Genomic DNA, 22,232 nt, shown 5'->3' on the forward strand with positions numbered 1-22,232 from the left:
GGGCGCGCCAGGCCGAATGGCCCAGCACGCCCGCCGCCGCGGTGCGGACCGATCAGCTGCACGTCACCGTGACGGTGAACGGCTTCGAGATCATTCCGGCCATCGGGTTCTTCATGTCGGCGCCGCTGGCCTCGCCACTGACGGTGTAGGTGTCGCCGTCGACCTTCACCTCCGCCGAGCCGACCTTGGCGCCCATCATGTTGTTGACGGCCAGCGCGTTCCCGTCGACCACCAGGCCGAGGGTCTCGACCTTCGGGGTGGCCTCGTCGGTCATCACGATGCCCAGGCCCTGCTGGCCGCCTACGGCGCCGCTGCCCACGGTGATCTTGCCGCCCTGCTTGACGCAGGTGACCGAGTTGGTGTCCAGACCGGCAAGGTCATTGCCGTCGACCTTCACCTCCGTGCTGCCACCATTGCTCACCTGCGTGCCCGGCGCGGCGGCCGGCTTGTCGTCCGAGCAGCCCACCAGGACGGCGGTGGCTGCGGCCAGACCGATCACACCAGCGACAACTCGCTTCATCGTTTTCTCCCTCATTCGCGCGCCGCCCCGATGGCGTCGTCGTGGCACAAGTGAAATCCGGCCGGACGGCTACCGATCCCAACTACCGCGGGCCGTCGGCGTCGCCGAGTACGGTGACCACCATGTCCGACGAATCCACCCCCGAGCCGGAAACCGCTGCCCCGCCGCCGCCTCCGCCGCCGGCAGAGGCCCTCGACGCCGGCTACACGCCGGGCGGTGTGCCGACATTCGACTCGGTACGCGAGAAGATCGAGAACCGCTTCGGCACATCGGTCGGCGCCTCCGAGTTGGCAGCCGAGACCCCCGAGGGCCGCGCGGCCGACGAACTCTACGAGGAGCGTCAGCGGGCCGCCGCCGAGCGACTGGCTCAGATCCGGGAGTCGATGCGCTCCGAAACCGACTGACCGTTGCGCTCGTTCACCCTCGCCGAGCGGCGGGCCAGATTGGCGCGGCGACACTTCCTCTGTCCCGGCGCCGCTGCGGCATCCGGCGCCGACGTCGCTGCCCGGTTGGTCGGACTGCACGGCACCGACCCGGCCACCCCGTACCTCTCCCTGTGGACCCGGGTTCCCGGATTCGCCGTCACCGATCTGCAGCGCGACCTCTACGACGAGCGGACGCTGGTCAAGCACCTCGCGATGCGCAGGACGCTGTGGGTGATCCGCGCGACCGACCTGCCCGCGGTGCAGTCCGCGGCCAGCGAACGGGTGGCCGCCACGGAACGCAGGCGGTTGATCGCCGACGCCGACAAGGCGGGGCTGGCACCCGACGGCGAAACCTGGCTCGACACCGCCTGCCCGGCGGTGCTGGCTCACCTCGCCGAACACGGCGCCACCAGTGCGCGCGACCTGCGAATCGCGCTGCCCGAGCTGGCGGGCAGGTACGAGTACGCGCCTGACCGACCGTGGGGCGGTGAGAGCCCGCTGGCGCCAAGGGTTCTCACGGTGCTCGGCGTCCGTGGCGACATCGTCCGCGGACCCAACGACGGCGGGTGGACGGTCAGCAGGCCGCGGTGGGTACCGACAGCGGACTGGCTGGGCACCGTCGGCGACCCCGTCGCGGCCGGCCCGGCGGCCGCGCAGCTGGTTCGGCGCTGGCTCTACGCATTCGGGCCCGCGACGCTGACCGACGTCAAATGGTGGTTCGGCAACACCCTGACGTGGGCACGCGCCGCGTTGCGCGACATCGGCGCGGTAGAAGTGCGGCTAGGAGACGGCGGCGACGACGACGACACCGGCTGGGCGCTGCCCGACGACCTCGAACCCGAACCCGCGTCGCAGCCCTGGGCCGCGCTGCTGCCCAGCCTCGACGTCACCCCGATGGGGTGGTTCGACCGGACCTGGTACCTCGGCGAACACCGGCCACACGTGTTCGACAGCAACGGCAACGCCGGTCCCACCGCGTGGTGGAACGGCCGCATCGTCGGCGGATGGGGCCAGGACTCCGGGGGCAGGGTGGTGTTGCATCTCCTCGACGACCTCGGCCGTGACGGCCGCCGTGCCCTCGACCGCCGGGCGGCCGAACTGACCGAGTGGCTGGACGGCGTCCGGGTCAGCCCGCGGTTCCCGTCGCCACTCGGCAGAGCCAGTCGCAGCGAAGCCGGGTTCAGTCCCACTACCAGCCGGTAACCTACGGTCTCGTAGACGAGGAGGTCTCGACGTGACCCATGTGTCGATCGCCATCATCGGCAGCGGCTTCTCCGGACTCGGCGCGGCGATCCGGCTCGACGAGGCCGGACATCGCGACTTCCTGGTCTTCGAACGCGGCAACGACGTCGGCGGGACCTGGCGGGACAACACGTATCCCGGCGCGGCATGCGACGTGCCGTCGCACCTGTACTCGTACTCGTTCGCGCTCAACCCGGACTGGACCCGGTCGTTCTCCGCCCAGCCCGAGATCGAGGACGACCTGCGCGGCGTCGCGCAGCGCGCGAACGTGCTAGACCGGCACGTCTTCGGCTGCGAGGTGCGCCGGACTGCGTGGAATTCCGAGAAATCGCACTGGGAACTGGCGACCGCCAAGGGCGGATACACCGCCGACATCCTGATCGCCGGATTCGGCTCACTCGCCGAGCCGTCGCTGCCCGCGATCCCCGGCATCGAGTCCTTCGCGGCTGCCGGAGGCGACCTGTTCCACTCCGCCCAGTGGAACCACGACACCGATCTCGCCGGCAAACGCGTCGCGGTTATCGGCACCGGCGCGTCGGCCATCCAGATCGTGCCCGCGATCGTCGACCGGGTCACCCACCTCGACGTCTACCAGCGCACGGCGCCGTGGCTGTTGCCACGCTTCGACCGGGCCTTCACCGCGCCCGAACGGTGGGCGTTCCGCAACGTGCCCGGCTATCTGCGGCTGGCCCGGGCAGGCATCTACGCCGGCCGCGAGACGCAGGTGGTCGGCCTGGCCAAGAACCCGAACCTGATGAAGGGTTTCGAGCTGCTCTCGCGGGCGAAGATCCGCCGCGAGATCAAGGATCCGGAGCTGCGCCGCAGGGTCACACCGAACTTCCGGATCGGCTGCAAGCGGATGCTGATCTCCAACGACTGGTACCCCGCACTCGACCGCGACCACGTCGACCTGCTCACCGACGGGATCCAGGAGATCGACGGCCGCCGGATCGTCACCGCCGACGGCACCGTGCGGGAGGTCGACGCACTGGTGGTGGCCACCGGCTTCCACGTCACCGACTCACCGATGTTCGACACCGTCTGCGGCGCCGACGGTGCGAGCCTGACCCAGAAGTTCGCCGACAAGGGGATGCGCGCCTACAAGGGCACCACCATCGCCGGATACCCGAACATGTTCGTGCTCGTCGGTCCGAACACGGGCCTCGGCCACAGCTCGATGGTCTACATGATCGAGTCGCAGATCAATTACGTCGTCGACGCCGTCACCACCATGCGCCGACGCGGACTTCGGACCGTCGAGGTCAAACAGCATGCGCTGGACAGCTACAACGACCGGCTACAGAAGGCGCTGGACGGTTCGGTGTGGATGAACGGCAAGTGCGCGAGCTGGTACCTCGACGCGCACGGCAACAACACCACGCTGTGGCCGGACTTCACCTTCCGGTTCCGGCGCCAGACCCGGCGCTTCGACATCGACGCCTACGAGACCGCGCCCGCCTGAGGGCGGTCAGGCACTCACCTTGCGCCGCTTGCGGGTCGGCGCAGGCAGGTCGAGCATCTCGGCGAGGAAGTGGCCGGTGTAGCTGTCGCGGTTCACCGCGACGTCCTCGGGCGTCCCCTGCGCCACGACGGTCCCGCCGCCGGCACCGCCTTCGGGGCCCATGTCGATGATCCAGTCCGAGGTCTTGATGACGTCGAGATTGTGCTCGATGACGATCACCGAATTGCCTTTGTCCACAAGCCCGTTGATGACCTTCAGCAGCTTTCGGATGTCCTCGAAGTGCAGCCCCGTGGTCGGCTCGTCGAGGATGTACACGGTGCGACCGGTGGACCGCTTCTGCAGTTCGGCGGCCAGCTTGACGCGCTGCGCCTCACCACCGGAGAGGGTCGGCGCGGGCTGCCCGAGACGCACGTAGCCCAGGCCCACGTCGACCAGCGTCTTGAGGTACCGGTGGATCGAGCTGATCGGTTCGAAGAACTCCGACGCGTCCTCGATGGACATGTCGAGCACCTCGGAGACGGTCTTGCCCTTGTAGTGCACCTCGAGTGTCTCGCGGTTGTACCGGGCGCCGTGGCACACCTCGCACGGCACGTAGACGTCGGGCAGGAAGTTCATCTCGATCTTGATCGTGCCGTCGCCCGAGCACGCCTCGCAGCGGCCGCCCTTGACGTTGAACGAGAACCGGCCCGGCTGGTAGCCGCGGACCTTGGCCTCGGTGGTGGCCGCGAACAGGGTGCGGATCTTGTCGAACACGCCGGTGTAGGTGGCCGGGTTGGACCGCGGAGTCCGTCCGATCGGCGACTGGTCGACCCGCACCAGCTTGTCGAGCTGGTCGACACCGTTGATCCGGGTGTGGCGGCCCGGCACCTGCCGGGCCCCGTTGAGCTTGTTGGCCAGCACCGAGGCCAGGATGTCGTTGACGAGCGTGGACTTCCCTGACCCCGAGACACCGGTGACCGAGGTGAGCACGCCGAGTGGGAACGACACGTCGATGTCGTGCAGGTTGTGCTCGCGAGCGCCGACGACGGTGAGCTGCCGCTTCCGGTCGATGGGCCGCCGCAGCGCCGGCACCTCGATGCTCTCCTTACCCGACAGGTAGGCGCCGGTGAGCGATTCGGGGTTGTTGAGCAACTCCTCGTAGGACCCGCTGTGCACGATCCGGCCGCCGTGCTCCCCCGCGGCCGGGCCGATGTCCACCACCCAGTCGGCATGCGCGATGGTGTCGAGGTCGTGCTCGACGACGATGAGGGTGTTGCCGAGACTCTTGAGCCGCAGCAGCGTGTCGATCAGCCGGCGGTTGTCCCGCTGGTGCAGTCCGATGGACGGCTCGTCCAGCACGTAGAGCACGCCGACGAGGCCGGACCCGATCTGGGTGGCCAGCCGTATCCGCTGCGCCTCACCGCCGGACAGGGTGGCCGCCGCCCTCGACAGCGACAGGTAGTCCAGCCCCACGTCGAGCAGGAAGCCCAGCCGGGACTGGATCTCTTTGAGGACCTGCCCCGCGATGGCCTGCTCGCGGTGGCCGAGGGTGAGCGCGTTGAGGAAGTCGGCGCAGTCCCCGATCGACAGTTCCGCCACCTCGGCGATGGACTTCGCGCCGTGGTCGCCGGCGGCCATGGTGACGGCCAGGATCTCCGGCTTGAGCCGGGTGCCCTCGCAGACCGGACACGGCACGTCACGCATGAAGCCCTCGTAGCGCTCCTTCATCTGCTCCGAGTCGGTCTGCTCCATCCGGCGCTGCAGGAACGCCATCACGCCCTCGAAGTCGGCGTAGTAGGACCGGGTGCGGCCGTACCGGTTGCGGTACCGGACGTGCACCTGCTCGTCGCAGCCCTCGAGGATCGCCCGGCGCGCCTTGGCGGGCAGCTTCTTCCACGGGGTGTCGACGTCGAATCCCATCGACTCGCCGAGACCGGCCAGCATCCGGGTGAAGTACTCGGCCGTCTGCCCCATCGACCACGGCGCGATCGCGCCCTCGGCGAGGGTCATGTCCGGGTCGGGGATGACCAGGTCGGGGTCGACCTCCTTGCGGATGCCGAGGCCGGTGCACTCCGGGCAGGCGCCGTAGGGCGAGTTGAACGAGAACGATCGCGGCTCGAGGTCGTCGACGGCGAGCGGGTGCCCGTTCGGGCAGGCCAGCTTCTCCGAGAAGCGCTGCTCGCGGTGCGGGTGGTCGTCGTCGCGGTCGACGAACTCCAGCACCAGGATGCCGTCGGCGAGGCCGAGCGCCGTCTCCACCGAATCGGTGAGCCGCTGCTTGGCGGTGGCCTTGACGGTGAGCCGGTCGACCACCACCTCGATGTCGTGCTTCTCCTGCTTCTTCAGCTTCGGCGGGTCGGTCAGCGGATACACCACGCCGTCGACCCGCACCCTGCTGTAGCCCTGCGTGTTCAGCTTGTCGAACAGGTCGACGAACTCGCCCTTGCGGGTGCGCACCACCGGGGCCAGCACCTGGAATCGCAGCCCCTCGTCCATCGCGAGCACCTGGTCGACGATCTGCTGAGGCGTCTGGCGGGCGATGCGCTCGCCGCACACCGGGCAGTGCGGGGTGCCGGCGCGCGCGTAGAGCAGGCGCAGGTAGTCGTACACCTCGGTGATGGTGCCCACGGTCGAGCGCGGGTTGCGGTTGGTGGACTTCTGGTCGATCGACACCGCAGGCGACAGACCCTCGATGAAGTCGACGTCCGGCTTGTCCATCTGGCCGAGGAACTGGCGTGCGTAGGCCGACAGCGACTCGACGTAGCGGCGCTGCCCCTCGGCGAAGATGGTGTCGAACGCCAGCGACGACTTGCCCGAGCCGGACAGCCCGGTGAAGACGATGAGGGCGTCGCGCGGCAGGTCAAGGTCGACACTTCGCAGGTTGTGCTCGCGAGCACCCTTGACGATCAGGCGGTCAGCCAACTGATTTCTCTCCCGTTCCGTCTGTGTCGCGGACCCACATGACACAGCTCGTGTCCATGCTATGTGCCCGGTCCGACAACCCGCCGGGACGGCGGCCGGCGGTCGGATACCGTGGCGGACATGACTGCCATCGACGACAACTACACCGGTCACGTGGAACCACAGACCGCCGCCAAGCGCACGCTGCCCGGCGCCACGATCATCAAGATGTCGGTGGGCCCGATGGACAACAACTGCTACCTCATCACGTGTTCCCAGACCGGCGAGTCGCTACTCATCGACGCCGCCAACGACGCCGATCTGCTGACCGAACTCGTGGAGATGCAGGCACCCAACCTGTCGCTGATCGTCACCAGTCACCAGCACTTCGACCACTGGCAGGCGCTGTCCGACCTGGTCGACATCACCGGCGCGCCCACCGCGGCGCACCGGCTGGACGCCGAACCGCTGCCGGTCCGGCCGGACCGCTTGATCGACGGCGGCGACACCATCGAGATCGGTGAGCTCACCTTCGACGTGATCCACCTGCGGGGCCACACGCCGGGTTCGGTGGCGCTGGCGCTGAGCGGGCCCGCGGCGGGTGACAGCGTGCAACTGTTCACCGGTGACTGCCTGTTCCCCGGCGGGGTGGGCAAGACGTGGCAGCCCGGCGACTTCGAGCAGCTCCTCGGCGACGTCACCAGCCGGGTGTTCGACGTCTACCCCGACACCACCACCGTGTACCCCGGCCACGGCGACGACACCGTGCTCGGCACCGAGCGGCCGCACCTCGGCGAATGGCGCGAACGTGGCTGGTAGGCCGGTCCCGGACCGGCCGCTCGCCGGTCAGGAATCGGTCTGGGACTACCCGCGCCCGCCGCGGCTCGAGCAGTTCCCCGGCCGGATCACCGTAGAGCTTGGCGGCGAGACCGTCGCGTCCACCAACCGCGGCTGGCGGGTGCTCGAGACCAGCCATCCGCCGACGTACTACCTGCCCGCCGATGACTTCCGGCCCGGGGCGCTGCGGGACGCCGACGGCGCCTCGTGGTGCGAGTGGAAGGGCCGCGCCCGGTACTACGACGTGATCGGGGGCGACCGGGTGGCGCCGCGTGCGGCGTGGACCTACCCCGAGCCGACCGCGGGGTTTCGGGCGCTCGCAGGCGCGGTCGCGGTGATGGCGGCGCAGATGGACCGCTGCACCGTCGACGGCGAGGAGGTGCTGCCGCAGCCCGGCGGCTTCTATGGCGGCTGGATCACCAGCCGGGTGGCCGGCCCGTTCAAGGGTGTGCCCGGGTCGATGGGCTGGTAGGCGCGTCAGGCAGGCGGGGTCCAGGCGACCGGCAGGCGCTTGATGCCGTGCACGAACGCCGACCTCAGGATCGCCGGCTCCTCGGTGGCGACGATGTCGGGCACCTGGCGGTGCAGTTCACCGAACAGCATCCGGACTTCGCGGCGCGCCAGGTTCGCGCCGAGGCAGAAGTGGGCGCCGCCCGCGCCGTAGCCGATGTGATGGTTCGGCGAACGGGTGACGTCGAAGTACCACGGGTTGTCGAAGACCCGTTCGTCGCGGTTGGCCGAGCAGTACCACATGGACACCTTGTCGCCGGCCCTCATCTGCACGCCGCTCATCTCGACGTCGCGGGTCAGATTGCGCCGCATGTACATGATCGGCGAGCCCCAGCGCACGATCTCCTCGACCGCGGTCGGCGCGACGGCGTCGAAATCCGACCACCACGTGCGGCGCTGGTCCGGATAGCGCGTGAGCGCCACCATGCCGTGGCTGATCGCGTTGCGCGTGGTCTCGTTCCCCGCCGCGCACAGCAGGATGAAGAACGAGGCGATCTCCGTCGACGACAACCGCTCGCCGTTGACCTCCGCCAGCACGAGATTGGTGGTCAGGTCGTCGGCGGGCCGCGCTCTCCGGTCCTCGGCGAGCGCCATCCCGTAGCCGGCCAGTTCGGTGGCCACCGCCACGATCTCGTCGAAGTCCCCGGACGCCTCGTCGTCGCCGATCCCCATGATCACCGACGTCCAGTGGAAGACCTTCTCCTCGTCCTCGTCCGGGATCCCCATCATGTCGCAGATGATCTGCAGCGGCAGTGGTGCGGCCACCTCGGCGACGAAGTCGGCGCTGCCGTCGGGGTGCGCGGCGATCATGTCGTCGATCAGGCGGCGGGCCCGCTCCGCCACGCTGGCCTCGATCCTCGCCAGCATCTTCGGTGTGAAGGCCCGGTTGACGATCGCCCGCAGGCGCTGATGACGCGGGTCGTCCAGGGTGATCATCGAGCCGAAGAACTCCGAGACCTCCGGCGCCTGGTCGCCCAGTGATGTGCTCGTCGGACTGGAGCTGAACAGGTCGGGGTGGCGGCTGGCGTGGTGCACGTCGGCGTGCGACGTCAGCGCCCAGTGCCCGGCGCCGGTGGGGAACCCCGGGAACTGCGGAGCCTCGAAGAACGTGATCGGCGACTCGCGACGCAGGGTGGCGAAGGCGCCGTCGCGGCGGTCGTCGTCCCACGCCCAGAAATCGAGCGATCCGAGGTCGATGTCGCGCAACGGCACGTCGGGTGGCGGAGCACCGTTCTCACGCGGAGAAAGGCCGATCGGGCGGACCGTAGACGTCATACTTGACCTCCTCGACAGCCCGATTGTCACACGGGGAGGCGGCCCCTAGGGGGTGGTGTGCACAATCAGCACATCGGTCTTCGACCGGCGTGCGACGTTGGCGGGAACCGATCCGAGGAGCCGGCCGGCGATGGTGCTCAGGCCGACGTTGCCGACGACGAGCAGATCGGCGTTGACCTCTTCGGCGAGTTCGACCAGGGCGTCGACGGGGGCGCCGACGATGGCCTTCTCCTCGATGTTCTCCGCGCCCGCGGCCTTCGCACGGTCGCGCGCCTCACGCAGGATGGCGTAGATGGGGGCGTTGCCCGACATCTTGTAGCCCTCGTCTTTGAGTACGTCCGCGGCACGCTGGTCTTCGCTCTGGGGGAAGTACGCCGTCGACACGATCAGCTTCGCACCCGACCCGGCGGCGATCTGGCCGGCGCGGTCCACCGCGCGCAACGAGGAATCCGAACCGTCGGTGCCGACCACCACGGTCTGATAGGCGCTCATCCATGTCCTCCAAGTGTCAGTTGCATCGCCGCCACCCGAGACAGTAACCCGCGCCGCCGTGGAATCGGTGCGATTCACGACACCCGGCAATGGCGTCCGGTCCCGGCAACAGCCGTTCTACCGGCACTGATGTTAGTCACCCCACGCCACGCGCCGCTTCGTACGGTGACCAACGAGACCCATGCCACTGCCGCTCCCGCGAACTCGCACCAGCGGCCCGGACGTGATCCAGGTCATCACAACGGGTTTCACGTCTCCCGATGGCGCGGATCGAAATTCGACGACGGCGCCTCCCCGACGTGGACGGCAAAGTCGGTGTCGGAGAACGTGTAGCGGTACCACGGTTCGTCATCGCAGCGTCCCAGTTGGGGCCGCAGATTGCTGAACGCTCCGTAGACAACCTTGTAGGGCTGGCCGTTGTACTGCTGGAGGATCTCCTTCCAGGTCCGCGGCGCCGCGCGGATGAAGTCCGCCATGTCCGCGGTCAGGTCCTGCTCCGACATCACCACGACCCCGGGTGGCGGATCGCCGAGTTCGAACACGGTGCTCCGGTCGAAATGCGAACGCACGAACTTGGGACTGATCGGGATGGTGCAGTCCAGCCCGATCTTCGACGCGGTGCCCGGAGCCGCGTCCTCGGCGATCATCGGGTCGACTGTCATCGTGTTGCCGTTCGGGATGGTCACCGTGTCGAGGTGCGGCATGTACCGGAAGGCCATCGCGAACTGCACCGCGTTGTCGTCCCAGATGTCGACGTCTTCGTCGAAGACCATCGCGATCTTCGGCAGCCCCTGCTTCGAGCAGGTCAGCATCACCCCGAGGGCCTGCTTCGAGTCGCCGGCGCCGCGCGGCCTGATCTTCGCGTACACGATGTTCGACAGGCCGCCCAGCGGCGCGCGGACCTCCTTGACGTCGATTCCCGCCATCGCCAGGCCGCCGTAGAGATCGGACTCGATCATCGGCAGCTGCAACATGTTGTCGGTGTGCCAGGGGTGTCTCCCGCCGATCGTCGCGTGCTGGAAGATGCCGCCCCTGCGGAAGGTCATCGCCTTCACCACCGCACGGTAGTTCGCCTTGATCCCGCCGCCGTACATGCCGGTGAACTCGCCGTACGGTCCCTCGTCGTGAGTCAGCCCCTCCGTCGCCATCAGTTCGCACTCGATGACGATCTCCGCATTGGCCGGCACCAGGAGGTCGATGGTCTCGCACTTCACCAGCTTCGCGGGATGCCCGTAGAAACTGCCGAGGACCTCGAAGTCGTCGGTTCCGGGCGGCACCCCCGTCAGTGCGGCCACCTTGTCCACCAGAGGGCCGCCCAGGACGATCGCCAGTTCGAGATTGTGCCCCTTGGCCTGTGCCGCTTGCGCATTCAGGCGGGCCCGGTGCGACGTGCACGTCATGTCGAACATCTTCTCGGTCCTGGTCCGGAACATGCTGCGGTAGATGCCCCAGTCGTAGACACCGGTGTCCGGGTGCTTGGTCACCACCAGGTTGTCGTTCGTGTAGGCGTGACCGTCACGATCGTGGTGCAGGAACAGCGGTAGCCGGGTCAGGTCGACGTCGTCACCGGTGAGGATGACCTCCTTGCACGGCGCGGTGTCGACGACCTCGGGCTTGATCCGGCCCTTGCCGAGCTCCACCATCCGCCGCCCGGTCTCACTCTTCTCACAACCCAGCGCCCACGCCGTCTGGTCCTGATTCGAATATGCGTTGGCCAGGAACTGGAATTCGCAGTCGGTGACATGCTCGACCAGCACCGCGGTCAGCGGATTGGCCTCCATCACTGCGGGCAGTTCGTCCACCCGCTTCTCGTCGGTGATGCGGACCAGCATCCCGGCCTTTTCCATCTCGTCGACGAATTCGCTCAGGCTCTGCTGGGGCATGGCCCGTTCCTCACTCGAATGCCGGTGCGGCGTCGCCGGTCTCGACGTAGTCCCGCAGATGGTGGAGCAGCACGCCCCATGTCGTGTTGCACTTGCGGAAGTTCCCGTGGGTGCCCGGCCAGCCGGCGTGAACGTGCTCGACGAGCGTGCGGCCGTCGTCGCTCGCGGTCAGCGTGAAGGTGGCCGTCGTACCCACCGAGTCGCCGGGGCCGCGGGTGCACCGCCACCCGACCAGGCGTGGCGATTCGGAAGTCGTCACCTCCCATCCGAATTCGGGGTGATCGGCGAAACGGAACACCCATTCGCCGCCCACCTCACCGGTGCCCTCCGCCGACGGGGTGTGCCACCCGGCCACGCCGTCGCGGGTGGTCAACGCCTCGAACACGCGCTCGGGCGCCGCGGCGATCTTGATCTCGTGATGGATCTCGGGCATCGAGAGGCCTTTCGTCTCTACGGGGTGTTCAGGGCGCCAGTTCCGGGAAGTCGTAGTCGCGCCACCCCGGGACGTCGGCGACTTCTGTGAAGTGGCCGACGAACTCGGCGCCGTGCTCGGCGAGCGAGGGGCCGCAGGCATCGCCGGCGATTTTCACCACCGTGCCGTAGGGGTAGGTGGCGTCGATGCCGAGTGCGGATCCGGTGCGGCGGTCCGGCTCGAGGGATTCGTCGAGGGTCGGATCCAGCGGCCCGCCGGGCAGGCCGTCGACGATGATCACGTCGCGGGCCGGCTGTGAGCGGAACGCGATGGCCCACTCGACCTCTCCCGGATCCTGGACGTCGATGTCGGGGTCGACGACGATCACCGTCTTGGGTCGGACGTTGGAGCCCATCGCGGTCAGGATGGCGTTGCGGGCCTCGCCGGTGAACCGCGGGCGCATCGCCATCACCACGCGAAAGTTCACTCCTCCCGACGGCGGGATCGCCACCCGTTCGATCGTCGGGAACGTCGTCCGCATCGACTTGAGGAACGACGCCTCGAACGCCAACTGCTTGAGCACGTGGTTCTCGGTGGTCGGCTTGCCGGTGAGCAGCGCCTGGAAGTAGGGGTCGTTCCGGTGGGTCAGGGCCAGCGGCCGCGCGATCGGCTTCATCGAACCCGGCGTGTAGTACCCGGTGTACTCCCCCAGCGGACCCTCGAACACGGTCTGGGTGAAGTCGACCTCGAACTCGATGACGAACTCGGCGCGTGCAGGCACCTCCAGATCGATGGTGCGGCAGCGCACCAGTTCGACGGCGGCGCCGCGCAGGCCGCCGGCCACCTCGAAGTCGTTCGTGTCGTCGGGCACCTGGATCGGACCGGTGTAGGCGAGCATCGGATCGACGCCGATGACCAGCGCCGCGCGAAACGTCTTGTCGCCGCGGGCGACCGCCTTGGCGATGTGCTTGCCGAAGCGGTGGTTGGGCATCGCCAGGAACGACAGCGTGCGGGAATCGATGACCTCGAACCGGTAGTGCCCGATGTCCGGGACGCCGGTGTCGGGGTCGCGGCTCACCACGATGCCCGGCGTGATGTAGGGCCCGCCGTCGTCGGGGCTGTACCGGGGCACCGGCAACGTCGTCAGGTCGATGTCGTCGCCCAGGATCACGTTCTCGTGCACCGGGGCGTCCTCGACGAACACCGGCGGGATCCGTCGGCCCAATCCCTCGGTGATGTGCGCCATCACCGCGTCCTCGTCGCAGCCGTACGCGATCAGCGCCTTGGCCCGCGAGTTGTACACCCCGCCGACGAGTGGGAACCGGGTTCCGTTGTCCCGGAACACCACGGCGGGGCCGTTGACCGAAGCGCTCTTGCGCATCGCCTTGGCCACCTCGAGTTCGAGTGCGACGGGCCGGGTGACGTCGATCAACTCGCCTCGGGACCTCAGTGCATCGAGGAACTCCCGGAAATCCTGGAACGGCATCGCGCGGTGCCCCACTCCTGTCGCCCCGAATCCCCAGCAAAGACAATCAGGACCTTACTGGGAGGCCGCGGCGGGTGGGCTCTTTCGGTGTGTATGCGCAGTCGCCGCCGTGCCGGGCGACGCACCGGAACGGGACGGACGGGCGAACGGGAATCCGCCGGGTTACGGTTTTGCCGGTTGTCGAGAGGGTAGCGAGTCGAGCGCGTGGATCTTTCACTGAAACCGGAGCGTCGTGAGGACGCCCGTCGAGCACTGCGGGCCGGTCGGTTCGACCCCCTGGTGGTGGCGCTGTTCACCGCCGCGGTGAGCGCTGCCGGCGCCGCCCGGCCGTCGCTGTGGTTCGACGAGGCGGCGACGATCTCTGCCGCGACGCGACCGGTGACGGATCTGTGGCGACTGCTGCACAACATCGATGCGGTGCACGGCCTCTACTACCTGATCATGCACGGGTGGTTCGCCGTGTTCCCGGTGACCGAGTTCTGGATCCGGTTCTCCAGCTGCCTGGCCGTGGCGGGCGCTTCGGCCGGCGTCGTGGTGCTCGGCAGGCAGTTCTCCGGCCGGACGACGGCGGTATGCGCGGGAATCTGCTTCGCGATCCTGCCGCGCATCACGTGGGCGGGCATCGAGGGCCGGTCGTACGCGCTGTCCGCACTCGCCGCGGTCTGGGTGAGCGTGCTGCTCGTCGCCGCCGTCCGTCGCAGGCGCCGCTCGTGGTGGGCGTTCTACACCGGCGCGCTGATCGTGTGCACCGTGCTCAACGTGTTCATGGTGTTGCTCGCGCTGGTGCACGCGGTGCTGCTGGCCGTGCTCGCACCCCGGCGTGCCGCGGTCCTCGGCTGGCTGGCCGCGACTGTGGTGTCGCTGATCGCGGTGACACCGTTCCTGCTGTACTGCCGGACGCAGATCATCCAGGTGCGGTGGATCGCCCCGTTGAGCCTCGACACCGTGGTCGAGATCGCCGAGGAACAGTACTTCGACCACAGCGTGGCGTTCGCGGTGCTCGCCGGCGTCACCATCGCGGCTGCGGTGGTGCTACGGCGGACCCGGGCGATGACCGGCGGCGACCGGCGGCTGGCCGTCCTCACCGCCGCGTGGATCGCGCTGCCGACCGCGGTGCTGGTGGCCTATTCGGCGCTGGCCGGACCGATCTACTACCCGCGCTACCTGACCTTCACCGCGCCCGCGATGGCGCTGCTGCTCGGTGTGTGTGTCACCACCGTCGCCCGCAGCCGCGAGCGGATCACCGCCTGGCTCGCGGTGTTCGCGCTGGCCGCCACACCGAACTACCTGTTCGTCCAACGTGGGCCGTACGCCAAGGAGGGCATGGACTTCAGCCATGTCGCCGACGTCATCTCCGCGCACGCACAGCCGGGCGACTGCCTGGTGCTGGACAACACCACCGACTGGAAGCCGGGCCCGATCCGGCCGCTGACCGCGGCGCGTCCGGCGGCCTACGCGGAGCTGGTAGACCCCGGCCGCGGCCGGCGCGCGGCCGAGCGGGGTTGGCTGTGGGACTCCCATCTCGGTATCCGCGGCGTAGCCGACCGCATCCAGGAGTGCACCGTGCTGTGGACGGTGTCCGAGCGCGACGAGACGGTGCCCGACCGCGAATCCGGGACGACGCTGGACCCCGGGCCGCGGCTCGGCGGTGCACCGGCCTACCGGGTGCCCGAACGGATGGGCTTCCACCTCGTGGAACGGTGGCAGTTCAGCTTCGCCCAGGTGGCCAAGTCGACCAGGTAGCCCGATAGAACTCCGTGCAGGCGGGTAGTCCTGCCGACATGGCCGCTCGTCCGCCCGGCGCTCAGGAGTTCGTCCCCGCCACCGCCGATCTCGCGGTACTGGCCGATGCGGCCCAGGGCTGCAAGGGCTGCGATCTGTACCTCGACGCCACCCAGACCGTCTTCGGGGCGGGCAGCGCAGCGGCGACGATGATGCTGGTCGGCGAACAACCCGGCGACCAGGAGGACCGGGCGGGTGCGCCGTTCGTCGGCCCGGCGGGCAAGCTGCTCGACCGCGCGCTCGTCGCCGCCGGAATCGACCGCGACGCCGTCTATGTGACCAACGCCGTCAAGCACTTCAAGTTCACGCTGCCCGAGCGGGGCACGCGCCGGATCCACAAGACGCCGAGCCGCACCGAGGTGGTGGCCTGCCGCCCGTGGCTGATCACCGAGCTGGACGCCATCGAGCCCGACGTGGTGGTGCTACTCGGCGCGACGGCCGCGAAAGCATTGCTGGGCAACGACTTCCGTGTCACCGCCCACCGCGGCGAGGTGCTGCGCCTGCCGCCGTCGACCACCGGCCTGGACTTCGACCCGCAGGTCGTGGCCACCGTGCACCCGTCATCGGTGCTGCGGGGCCCGCCGGAGGACCGGGAGAAGGCGTTCGACGACCTGACCGCCGACCTGCGGGTGGCCGCCGGCCTGCTCGGTCAGCCGCGGCCGAAGTAGACCTCCTGCGTCACCGTGCAGAGCAGTTCGCCGCCACGATTGAACATCGTCGCCGTGGCCAGGCCGCGGCCGTCGATGCCGCTGGGCGACACCTGGTCGGACAGAATCCAGTCGGACAGCCGCGGCGGCCGGTGGAACCACATCGCGTGGTCGATCAACGCATTGAACACGCTGGTCTGCGTGGTGCGCCGCATCGTCATCGTGGTCTCCAGCACGGTGGTGCCTGAGACGTAGACGAGCAGTGCGGTGTGGATCAGCGGGTCTGCGCCTGCCAGCACGGCTGCATCGCCGGCGGGGCGCCACCACATCCGGATCCGCGGCGACGGCTCGGGGAGGTCGAGCGCGAGTCGAGGCGGGGGGTCGGCGTAGCGCAACTCGAACGGCTGCGGCCGCACCCAGTACCCGCCCACCTCCTCGGCGTAGGGCCGCAGCTGCTCCTGGATCGGCGTCAGGTCGTCGGGCGCGGGAACCTCGGGCAGCGGCTGGTGGTACTCCAGGCCGTCCACCGGTGTGGTGAAGGAGGCGAGCGCCTCGAGCAGCACCTGGCCGTCCTGGCGGCCCGTCAGCCGACGGGTGGCAAGCGTGCCGCCGTCGCGCAACCGGCTCACCTCGAACTCGACCGGATAGCGGGCGTCCCCCGCACGCAGCAGAAAGACGTGGAAGCTGTGCGGCAACCGGCCAGGAGCCGTCCGTCCGGCAGCGACCAGCGCCTGCCCCGCGATGTGGCCACCCACGATGTGGTGGTGGGCGTTGTCGAGCTGCGTGGCGAGGAACGCGTCCTCACCCACCTGCGCGACGTCAAGGGTGTCGACGATGTCGGCCATTGCGGGGACTGCACCGGGGCATCATGCCCGACGCCGCGCGGCGTGGCTCACCGCCGCCTCCCGGTCAGGCAAGATGACCACGTGGACGGACAGGGTCGCTGATGCGTGTCGATGAGCGCATCTACCGGCTGCTGCAGTCGCCGATGCCGGTGTTGTCGCTGCGCACGATCGTGATCGTCGCCGCGGTGTCGGTGGCCGCGCTGGTGATCACGCTCGGGGTGTGGGTGTGGGTCGGCGTTACGAACGACCAGTACAGCCAACTGGACCGGCAGCTCGACTCCGTGAGCAGCCTGGGCGACATCAGCACGCTGCTCAACCCGCAGCCGCTGCCCACCGGGGGAACGATCCCGAACGGCACCCTGATCCGGACCGCCCGCATCAGCGGCGTCACGCTGTCGGTGCCCCGCGACACCGTGCTGCCCCAGCTGCCGGACGGCTACGCCGACACCACGATCGACGGCGTCGAGTACCGGGTGCGCACCTTCACCGCGGGGCCGGCGTCGATCGCCCTCGGCGCGCCGCTGGCCGAGACGCAGAAGCGGATCGATCAGCTGCACCTTCGGGTACTGCTCATCTGCGGCGGCGTCCTTACCGCCACCGTGGTCGTCGTCTGGGTGATGTGGCTGATCATGATCAACCCGTTCCGGCTGCTCGCCGAGCAGGCTCGGGCCATCAATGCGCAGTCGAATCCCGACGAGGTGCAGGTGCGCGGCGTGTGGGAGGCCGTCGAGATCGCCGAGGCGGTCGAGGGCATGCTGGCGCGCATCGGCGACGAGCAGGCGCGCACCAAGGCGGCGCTGGAGTCGGCGCGCGACTTCGCCGCGGTCGCCTCACACGAACTGCGGACACCGCTGACCGCGATGCGCACCAACCTCGAAGTGCTCGCGACGCTGAACATGACCGACGATCAGCGGGCGGAGGTGATCGGCGACGTCATCCGGACCCAGAGCCGCATCGAGTCCACGCTGACCGCCTTGGAGCGGCTGGCACAGGGTCAGTTGATGACCGCTGCGGACCATGTGCCCGTCGACCTCACCGAACTCCTCGACCGGGCCGCCCACGACGCGGTGCGCAGCTACCCCGGCCTCGACGTGTCGCTGGTGCCGTCGGCGCCCGTGCACATCCTCGGGCTGCCCGCCGGACTGCGCCTGGTGGTCGACAACGCCATCGCCAATGCCGTCAAACACGGCAAGGCGACCGAGATCCGGTTGAGCGCACTACATTCCGGCGACAACGTGGAGGTCGCCATCGACGACAACGGCGCCGGCGTGCCCGAGCAGGAACGCACGCTGGTGTTCGAGCGGTTCTCCCGCGGGTCGACCGCCTCGCGCTCGGGCTCCGGGCTCGGTCTCGCACTCGTCGCGCAGCAGGCCGAACTGCACGGCGGCACAGCCTCGTTGGAGACCAGCCCGATGGGTGGCGCCCGGCTGCTGCTCAAGCTGCCCGCGGTGCGCTGAAGCGAATCCGCGGAATCGGCCACGGGGCCACCGGACGGCGCTAACGTTCGCCGTGGCGTGGCCGTCCCACGCCGGGGAGGTTCCGCATGCCCGAGGACGCCATCACCATCGGCGGTGTCGATCTCACCGATCCGGAGACCTACACACACGGAATGCCCCACGAGGCGTTCGCCGCGCTTCGCCGACGCGCCCCGGTGGCCTGGCACCCGCACGGCGACAGCGGCTTCTGGGCGCTGACCGGCTACGACGAGGTGCGCGCGGTGTCGCGGGACAGCGCGACGTGGTCGTCGCAGACGGCCGGGGTGTTCTTCGACGTGCCCCCTCCCGAGAATCTCTTCCAGCTGGAACTGATGATGCTGACCATGGATCCGCCGCGGCACACGTCGCTGCGCACACTGGTCAGCAAGGGTTTCACCCCGCGCCACGTCGCCCGGCTGAGCAGCCACCTGACCGACATGGCACGGCAGATCGTCGACGACGTGGTCGAGCGTGGCGAGTGTGACTTCGTCGCCGATGTCGCCGGGGCGCTGCCTTCGTACGTCATCGCCGAGCTCCTCGGCATCCCGCTGGAGGACGGCCGCCGGTTGTATGCGCTCTCCGAGCAGATGAACACCGGGGACATGGGTCCCTCCGTCGAGCAGGCCCAGATGCAGGTCTTCGAGTACGCCAACGACCTCGCCGCCCGCAAGCGCGCCGAACCCGCCGACGACATCGCGACCGCACTGTTGCGAGCCGAGGTGGACGGTGAGCGCCTGACCGACTTCGAGTTCAACATGTTCTTCCTGCTGCTGCTGAACGCGGGCGGCGACACCACCCGGAACCTGATCGCCGCAGGAACTGTCGCGCTGATGGAGCACCCGGACCAGCGGGCCCGGCTGAAGGACGACCCGTCGCTGCTGCCGACGGCCATCGAGGAGATGCTGCGCTACACCAGTCCCGTCCTGGCGTTCACCCGGACCGCCACCTGTGACACCGATTTGGGTGGCATCGCGATGCCCGCCGGCGGGCGGGTCGCGATGTTCTACCCGTCGGCCAACCGCGACGAGGCCCACTTCGACGATCCGGACCGCTTCGACGTCGGCCGCACGCCGAATACGCACCTGGCCTTCGGCGGTGGCGGCACGCACTTCTGCCTTGGCGCCAACCTCGCCCGCGTGGAGGCCGCCGCGATCTTCCCCGAGGTGCTCAGCCGGATGGCCGACCTCGAGCTGGCCGGACCGGTCGAGCGGGTGCGATCGGTGCTGATGAACGGGATCAAGTCGATGCCCGTCCGCTTCACCCCCGCCGCGGTCGCGGTGTGAAGAAGCTGCTCGAGATCTTCCTGCGGCATTTCGAATTCCTCTACGCGGATCCGCGGTACCGGTTCACCGACTCGCGGACGCATGCGCCGAACGCCTCGCTGACCGTTTCGGGACCCGACGTGACGTGGTGGATCACCCTCGACCGGGGACAACTGGAGCTGTCCGTGGCACCGACCCGCCTTCCCGGCGACAGCTACTGGATCTCGTTGATCAGGCAGTACGTGCGGGGCGACGACGACATCCGCTACCTGTCCGCCGCAGACGAAATCGATTGGGCGCGAGAGAACGTCGAACAGATCGAACGGCTGTTCTCGGAGGCCTCCGACGTCGAGGCCGTCACGCACACGCTCGCGGGCCTGCGCCGGGAGAACGGGGAGAAACGCTGGGGGCCCGCAGCGTCGACGTAGCGACGACCTGCGCTTTACTCGGAGCGGATGACGGGATTCGAACCCGTGTAAACGGCTTTGCAGGCCGGTGCCTAGCCACTCAGCCACACCCGCGATGGTCTCCACCATGTCAGCCGGCGCACCGCTGCGCCAGGGTTTCGATCACCGTGATCGGCGGTCGGCGCGGCGCACCCGGCCCGACAGCGGGTGCAGCTAATTTGGTCGGCATGGAGGCGTGGCTGGCGGCCGGTGACCCGTTCTTCGGCGGTCCCGGTCAGGGCCCCCGCCAAATCGTGGAACTGTTCGTCGCGTTCGGCCTGACCGCGCTCATCGGCGTGGAACGCGAGATCCAGGGCAAGAGCGCGGGGTTGCGCACCCAGACCATCGTCGGGACCGCCGCGGCGCTGATCTTGCTGGTGAGCAAGTACGGGTTCCTCGACGTCGTCGTGCCGGGCACCGTCGAAGTGGACCCGTCACGGGTCGCGGCCCAGATCGTCTCGGGCATCGGATTTCTCGGGGCCGGCATCATCATCTTCCGCCGCGGCTCGGTGCACGGCCTGACCACCGCGGCCGCGGTGTGGGAGTCGGCCGCGATCGGCATGGCTGCCGGCGCAGGCCTCCTGCTTCTCGCCTGCACAGTCACGGCCATGCACTTCCTGATCGTGCTCGGGTTCATGCCCCTTACGCGCCGCCTCGCGGCCCGGCTCAGCGGTTCGATACGCCTGCACCTGACGTATGCGGAGGGCCGCAGTGTCATGCGCGAGGTGCTGGCCGCCTGCGACCGGCGCGGGTGGCAGCTCTCCGAGCTCGCCTCCGACACCGGCGGTGAGCCCCTCGGAGCGCCCGCACACAATGCCGGTGTGCTGTTGACGTTGAGCGGCAACGGCATCCTCAACGCGCCGACCGTGCTCGCCTCGATCGACGGTGTCACCTCGATCCGCCAACTCGAGGACGACCCCGACTAGGAATCGCGGCTCGCGCGATAGGAGGCGAGCAGTCCGACCGCGGCAAGGGCTGCGAACACGGCGAACAGCCATCGGGCCGCGGCGACGTCGCCGCCGTCGGCCATGTTCACCACCACGCCGGCCAGCCCGGCGCCGATGGCACCCGAGACCAGCTGCACCGTGTTGATGGCCGCTGCGGCGGCACCGCTCTCGACGGGATCGTCGTCCACCCCCATGATCCAGGCGGACAGGTGCGGCCACGCCACCCCGACCCCCACACCGGCGACGAACAGACCGACCGCCCACACCGCGATGACCGGCCAGCGTGGGCCGTCGTCGACCGTGAGTGCCGTCACCGCGAGCCCGACGGTCATCAGCAACGGCGCGACCGCGACCAGCCGGGCGGCCCGCCGTCCGTCGGCCGATGCGCTCATGATCTCCGAGGTGGTCCAGCCGATCGCCAGCACCGCGCCCAGGAATCCCGCCACGACCGGCGCCATGCCGGCGAGTCGCTGACCGAACAACGGAACGTACATGTCGGCCATCGTGGCGGCCATCAGGATGCCGATCGTCAGGTACATCCATTTGAGCGGTCCGGGTCTGAACGCCGCGCGGGGCAGTACCCGGGCCTTGGCGCGGCGATCGACGAACAGGAAGCCGGCGATCAGCAGGACACCAATGGCGAGCATGCCCGCCGTCGCCGCGGGGTGGTGCTGCACGCCGGCGACGCTGATGGCCAGTGCCGACGCGCCGAGCAGCAGCAGCGACCCCAGCGGAACTCCGGTGCGTACGGACGGAGACTTCTCGCCGGTGTCGGGTAGCGCGATCGGCACGAGCACCATCATCGCCACGGCCAGGATCGCCAGTGAGCCGAAAGCCCAACGCCAGAGGCCGAATTGAGCGAACAGGCCACCCATCGACGGACCGATGATCACGCTGACACCCCACATGGCGGACACCAGCGCCGACGCCCTGGTCCACAGCCAGCTCGGCAGCGCGGCGTTGATCACCGCATAACCCAGTCCGGCCAGCACGCCGCCCGCCGCGCCCTGCAGGGTGCGGGCGACGAGCAGCAGCTCCATCGACGGGGCGACCGCGCAGCCCACAGTGCCCAGCGCGAAGAGGCTCAGGGTGACCAGGTACGACGCGCGCGGGCCGAATCTCAGCAACAGCGGGTTGACCGCCGTGGCCGCGACCACCGAGCCCACCAGATACACCGCCACCACCCAGGCGTAGAACCGCTGACCGCCGATGTCCGCGACCGTGCTGGGCAGCAGGCTGATGGTGAGGAACTCGTTCGTCGCGTACAGCCCGACGCCGCCTGCGAGAAGCGTTGCAGTGCCGATCCGTTCGCGGCCCAGAAGCGCGCGCCAAGTGCCGGCCGGGGCGGTGGTCACGTCATTCACATCCGCCACGCTAGGAGCTCAACCGCCGTTGAGGTCAAGC

20 protein-coding genes and 1 tRNA gene are annotated in these 22,232 nt (G+C 69.0%); 11 read left to right on the forward strand and 10 right to left on the reverse strand.

Annotated elements, in window-relative coordinates:
- Window positions 1-52: 52 nt before the first annotated feature.
- Entirely contained in the window at window positions 53-520 is a 468-nt protein-coding gene (locus H7I41_RS15150) for a lipoprotein LpqH (protein ID WP_264013411.1), read from the reverse strand.
- 122 nt (window positions 521-642) lie between these two features.
- Here H7I41_RS15150 and H7I41_RS15155 point away from each other — a divergent pair, with 122 nt between their 5' ends.
- The 3 genes from H7I41_RS15155 to H7I41_RS15165 are packed head-to-tail and all read left to right on the forward strand — an operon-like array spanning window position 643 to window position 3,649.
- Window positions 643-924, forward strand: a complete 282-nt coding sequence (locus H7I41_RS15155) for a hypothetical protein (protein ID WP_264013412.1) — start codon at window positions 643-645, stop codon at window positions 922-924.
- Window positions 925-927: 3 nt separating this feature from the next.
- Entirely contained in the window at window positions 928-2,148 is a 1,221-nt protein-coding gene (locus tag H7I41_RS15160) for a winged helix DNA-binding domain-containing protein (RefSeq protein WP_264013413.1), read from the forward strand.
- Between the two features lie 40 nt (window positions 2,149-2,188).
- Window positions 2,189-3,649 (forward strand): flavin-containing monooxygenase, encoded by a 1,461-nt coding sequence (locus H7I41_RS15165; protein WP_264013449.1) that lies wholly within the window; start codon window positions 2,189-2,191, stop codon window positions 3,647-3,649.
- A gap of 6 nt (window positions 3,650-3,655) precedes the next feature.
- Here the strand turns inward: H7I41_RS15165 and uvrA are convergent, their stop codons facing one another.
- A complete protein-coding gene (uvrA, locus tag H7I41_RS15170; RefSeq protein ID WP_264013414.1) occupies window positions 3,656-6,550 on the reverse strand; it encodes an excinuclease ABC subunit UvrA in 2,895 nt (964 codons plus the stop codon).
- Between the two features lie 120 nt (window positions 6,551-6,670).
- On the opposite strand from uvrA, the gene H7I41_RS15175 reads away from it, so the two are divergent.
- Window positions 6,671-7,348: an MBL fold metallo-hydrolase gene (locus H7I41_RS15175; protein WP_264013415.1), complete on the forward strand. Its 678-nt coding sequence runs from the start codon at window positions 6,671-6,673 to the stop codon at window positions 7,346-7,348.
- The gene (locus H7I41_RS15180) at window positions 7,338-7,838 is read left to right on the forward strand and encodes a DUF427 domain-containing protein (protein ID WP_264013416.1); all 501 of its coding nucleotides are present in this window, start codon (window positions 7,338-7,340) and stop codon (window positions 7,836-7,838) included. The genes H7I41_RS15175 and H7I41_RS15180 overlap by 11 nt, the downstream gene beginning before the upstream one ends.
- A 5-nt stretch (window positions 7,839-7,843) precedes the next feature.
- Here H7I41_RS15180 and H7I41_RS15185 read toward each other — a convergent pair whose 3' ends face one another.
- From H7I41_RS15185 to H7I41_RS15205, 5 genes are all read right to left on the reverse strand, one after another.
- The gene (locus H7I41_RS15185; RefSeq protein ID WP_264013417.1) at window positions 7,844-9,151 is read right to left on the reverse strand and encodes a cytochrome P450; all 1,308 of its coding nucleotides are present in this window, start codon (window positions 9,149-9,151) and stop codon (window positions 7,844-7,846) included.
- A gap of 45 nt (window positions 9,152-9,196) precedes the next feature.
- On the reverse strand, window positions 9,197-9,643 hold the full coding sequence (locus tag H7I41_RS15190; RefSeq protein ID WP_264013418.1) for a universal stress protein: 447 nt from the start codon (window positions 9,641-9,643) through the stop codon (window positions 9,197-9,199).
- A 248-nt stretch (window positions 9,644-9,891) separates the two neighbouring features.
- Window positions 9,892-11,526: a UbiD family decarboxylase gene (locus H7I41_RS15195; protein ID WP_264013419.1), complete on the reverse strand. Its 1,635-nt coding sequence runs from the start codon at window positions 11,524-11,526 to the stop codon at window positions 9,892-9,894.
- Between the two features lie 10 nt (window positions 11,527-11,536).
- On the reverse strand, window positions 11,537-11,959 hold the full coding sequence (locus H7I41_RS15200) for an SRPBCC family protein (protein ID WP_264013420.1): 423 nt from the start codon (window positions 11,957-11,959) through the stop codon (window positions 11,537-11,539).
- A gap of 28 nt (window positions 11,960-11,987) precedes the next feature.
- On the reverse strand, window positions 11,988-13,424 hold the full coding sequence (locus tag H7I41_RS15205; protein WP_264013421.1) for a UbiD family decarboxylase: 1,437 nt from the start codon (window positions 13,422-13,424) through the stop codon (window positions 11,988-11,990).
- Between the two features lie 204 nt (window positions 13,425-13,628).
- On the opposite strand from H7I41_RS15205, the gene H7I41_RS15210 reads away from it, so the two are divergent.
- Window positions 13,629-15,167, forward strand: coding sequence for a glycosyltransferase family 39 protein (locus H7I41_RS15210; RefSeq protein WP_264013422.1), 1,539 nt, complete (start codon window positions 13,629-13,631; stop codon window positions 15,165-15,167).
- A 38-nt stretch (window positions 15,168-15,205) separates the two neighbouring features.
- Complete coding sequence (locus tag H7I41_RS15215; protein ID WP_264013423.1) at window positions 15,206-15,874, forward strand: UdgX family uracil-DNA binding protein; 669 nt, start codon at window positions 15,206-15,208, stop codon at window positions 15,872-15,874.
- Here H7I41_RS15215 and H7I41_RS15220 read toward each other — a convergent pair.
- Complete coding sequence (locus tag H7I41_RS15220) at window positions 15,856-16,698, reverse strand: acyl-CoA thioesterase (protein ID WP_264013424.1); 843 nt, start codon at window positions 16,696-16,698, stop codon at window positions 15,856-15,858. The two genes, H7I41_RS15215 and H7I41_RS15220, sit on opposite strands and share 19 nt — an antisense overlap.
- A gap of 101 nt (window positions 16,699-16,799) precedes the next feature.
- On the opposite strand from H7I41_RS15220, the gene H7I41_RS15225 reads away from it, so the two are divergent.
- The 3 genes from H7I41_RS15225 to H7I41_RS15235 all read left to right on the forward strand — a co-directional run bounded on the left by H7I41_RS15225 (window position 16,800) and on the right by H7I41_RS15235 (window position 19,863).
- The gene (locus H7I41_RS15225) at window positions 16,800-18,155 is read left to right on the forward strand and encodes a sensor histidine kinase (RefSeq protein WP_264013425.1); all 1,356 of its coding nucleotides are present in this window, start codon (window positions 16,800-16,802) and stop codon (window positions 18,153-18,155) included.
- A gap of 86 nt (window positions 18,156-18,241) precedes the next feature.
- Window positions 18,242-19,456 (forward strand): cytochrome P450, encoded by a 1,215-nt coding sequence (locus tag H7I41_RS15230; protein ID WP_264013426.1) that lies wholly within the window; start codon window positions 18,242-18,244, stop codon window positions 19,454-19,456.
- Entirely contained in the window at window positions 19,453-19,863 is a 411-nt protein-coding gene (locus H7I41_RS15235; protein ID WP_264013427.1) for a hypothetical protein, read from the forward strand. Before H7I41_RS15230 ends, H7I41_RS15235 begins: the two co-directional genes overlap by 4 nt.
- A gap of 22 nt (window positions 19,864-19,885) precedes the next feature.
- Here H7I41_RS15235 and H7I41_RS15240 read toward each other — a convergent pair.
- Window positions 19,886-19,956: transfer RNA gene (locus H7I41_RS15240), tRNA-Cys, on the reverse strand.
- A gap of 113 nt (window positions 19,957-20,069) precedes the next feature.
- On the opposite strand from H7I41_RS15240, the gene H7I41_RS15245 reads away from it, so the two are divergent.
- Window positions 20,070-20,807 carry an MgtC/SapB family protein gene (locus tag H7I41_RS15245; protein WP_264013428.1) on the forward strand — a complete coding sequence of 246 codons (738 nt, stop codon included), beginning with the start codon at window positions 20,070-20,072 and terminating at the stop codon, window positions 20,805-20,807.
- Here H7I41_RS15245 and H7I41_RS15250 read toward each other — a convergent pair.
- The gene (locus tag H7I41_RS15250; protein WP_372503746.1) at window positions 20,804-22,192 is read right to left on the reverse strand and encodes an MFS transporter; all 1,389 of its coding nucleotides are present in this window, start codon (window positions 22,190-22,192) and stop codon (window positions 20,804-20,806) included. The two genes, H7I41_RS15245 and H7I41_RS15250, sit on opposite strands and share 4 nt — an antisense overlap.
- Between the last annotated feature and the right edge of the window lie 40 nt (window positions 22,193-22,232).

This window comes from [Mycobacterium] manitobense (assembly GCF_025821665.1).
GTDB lineage: Bacteria > Actinomycetota > Actinomycetes > Mycobacteriales > Mycobacteriaceae > Mycobacterium > Mycobacterium arseniciresistens.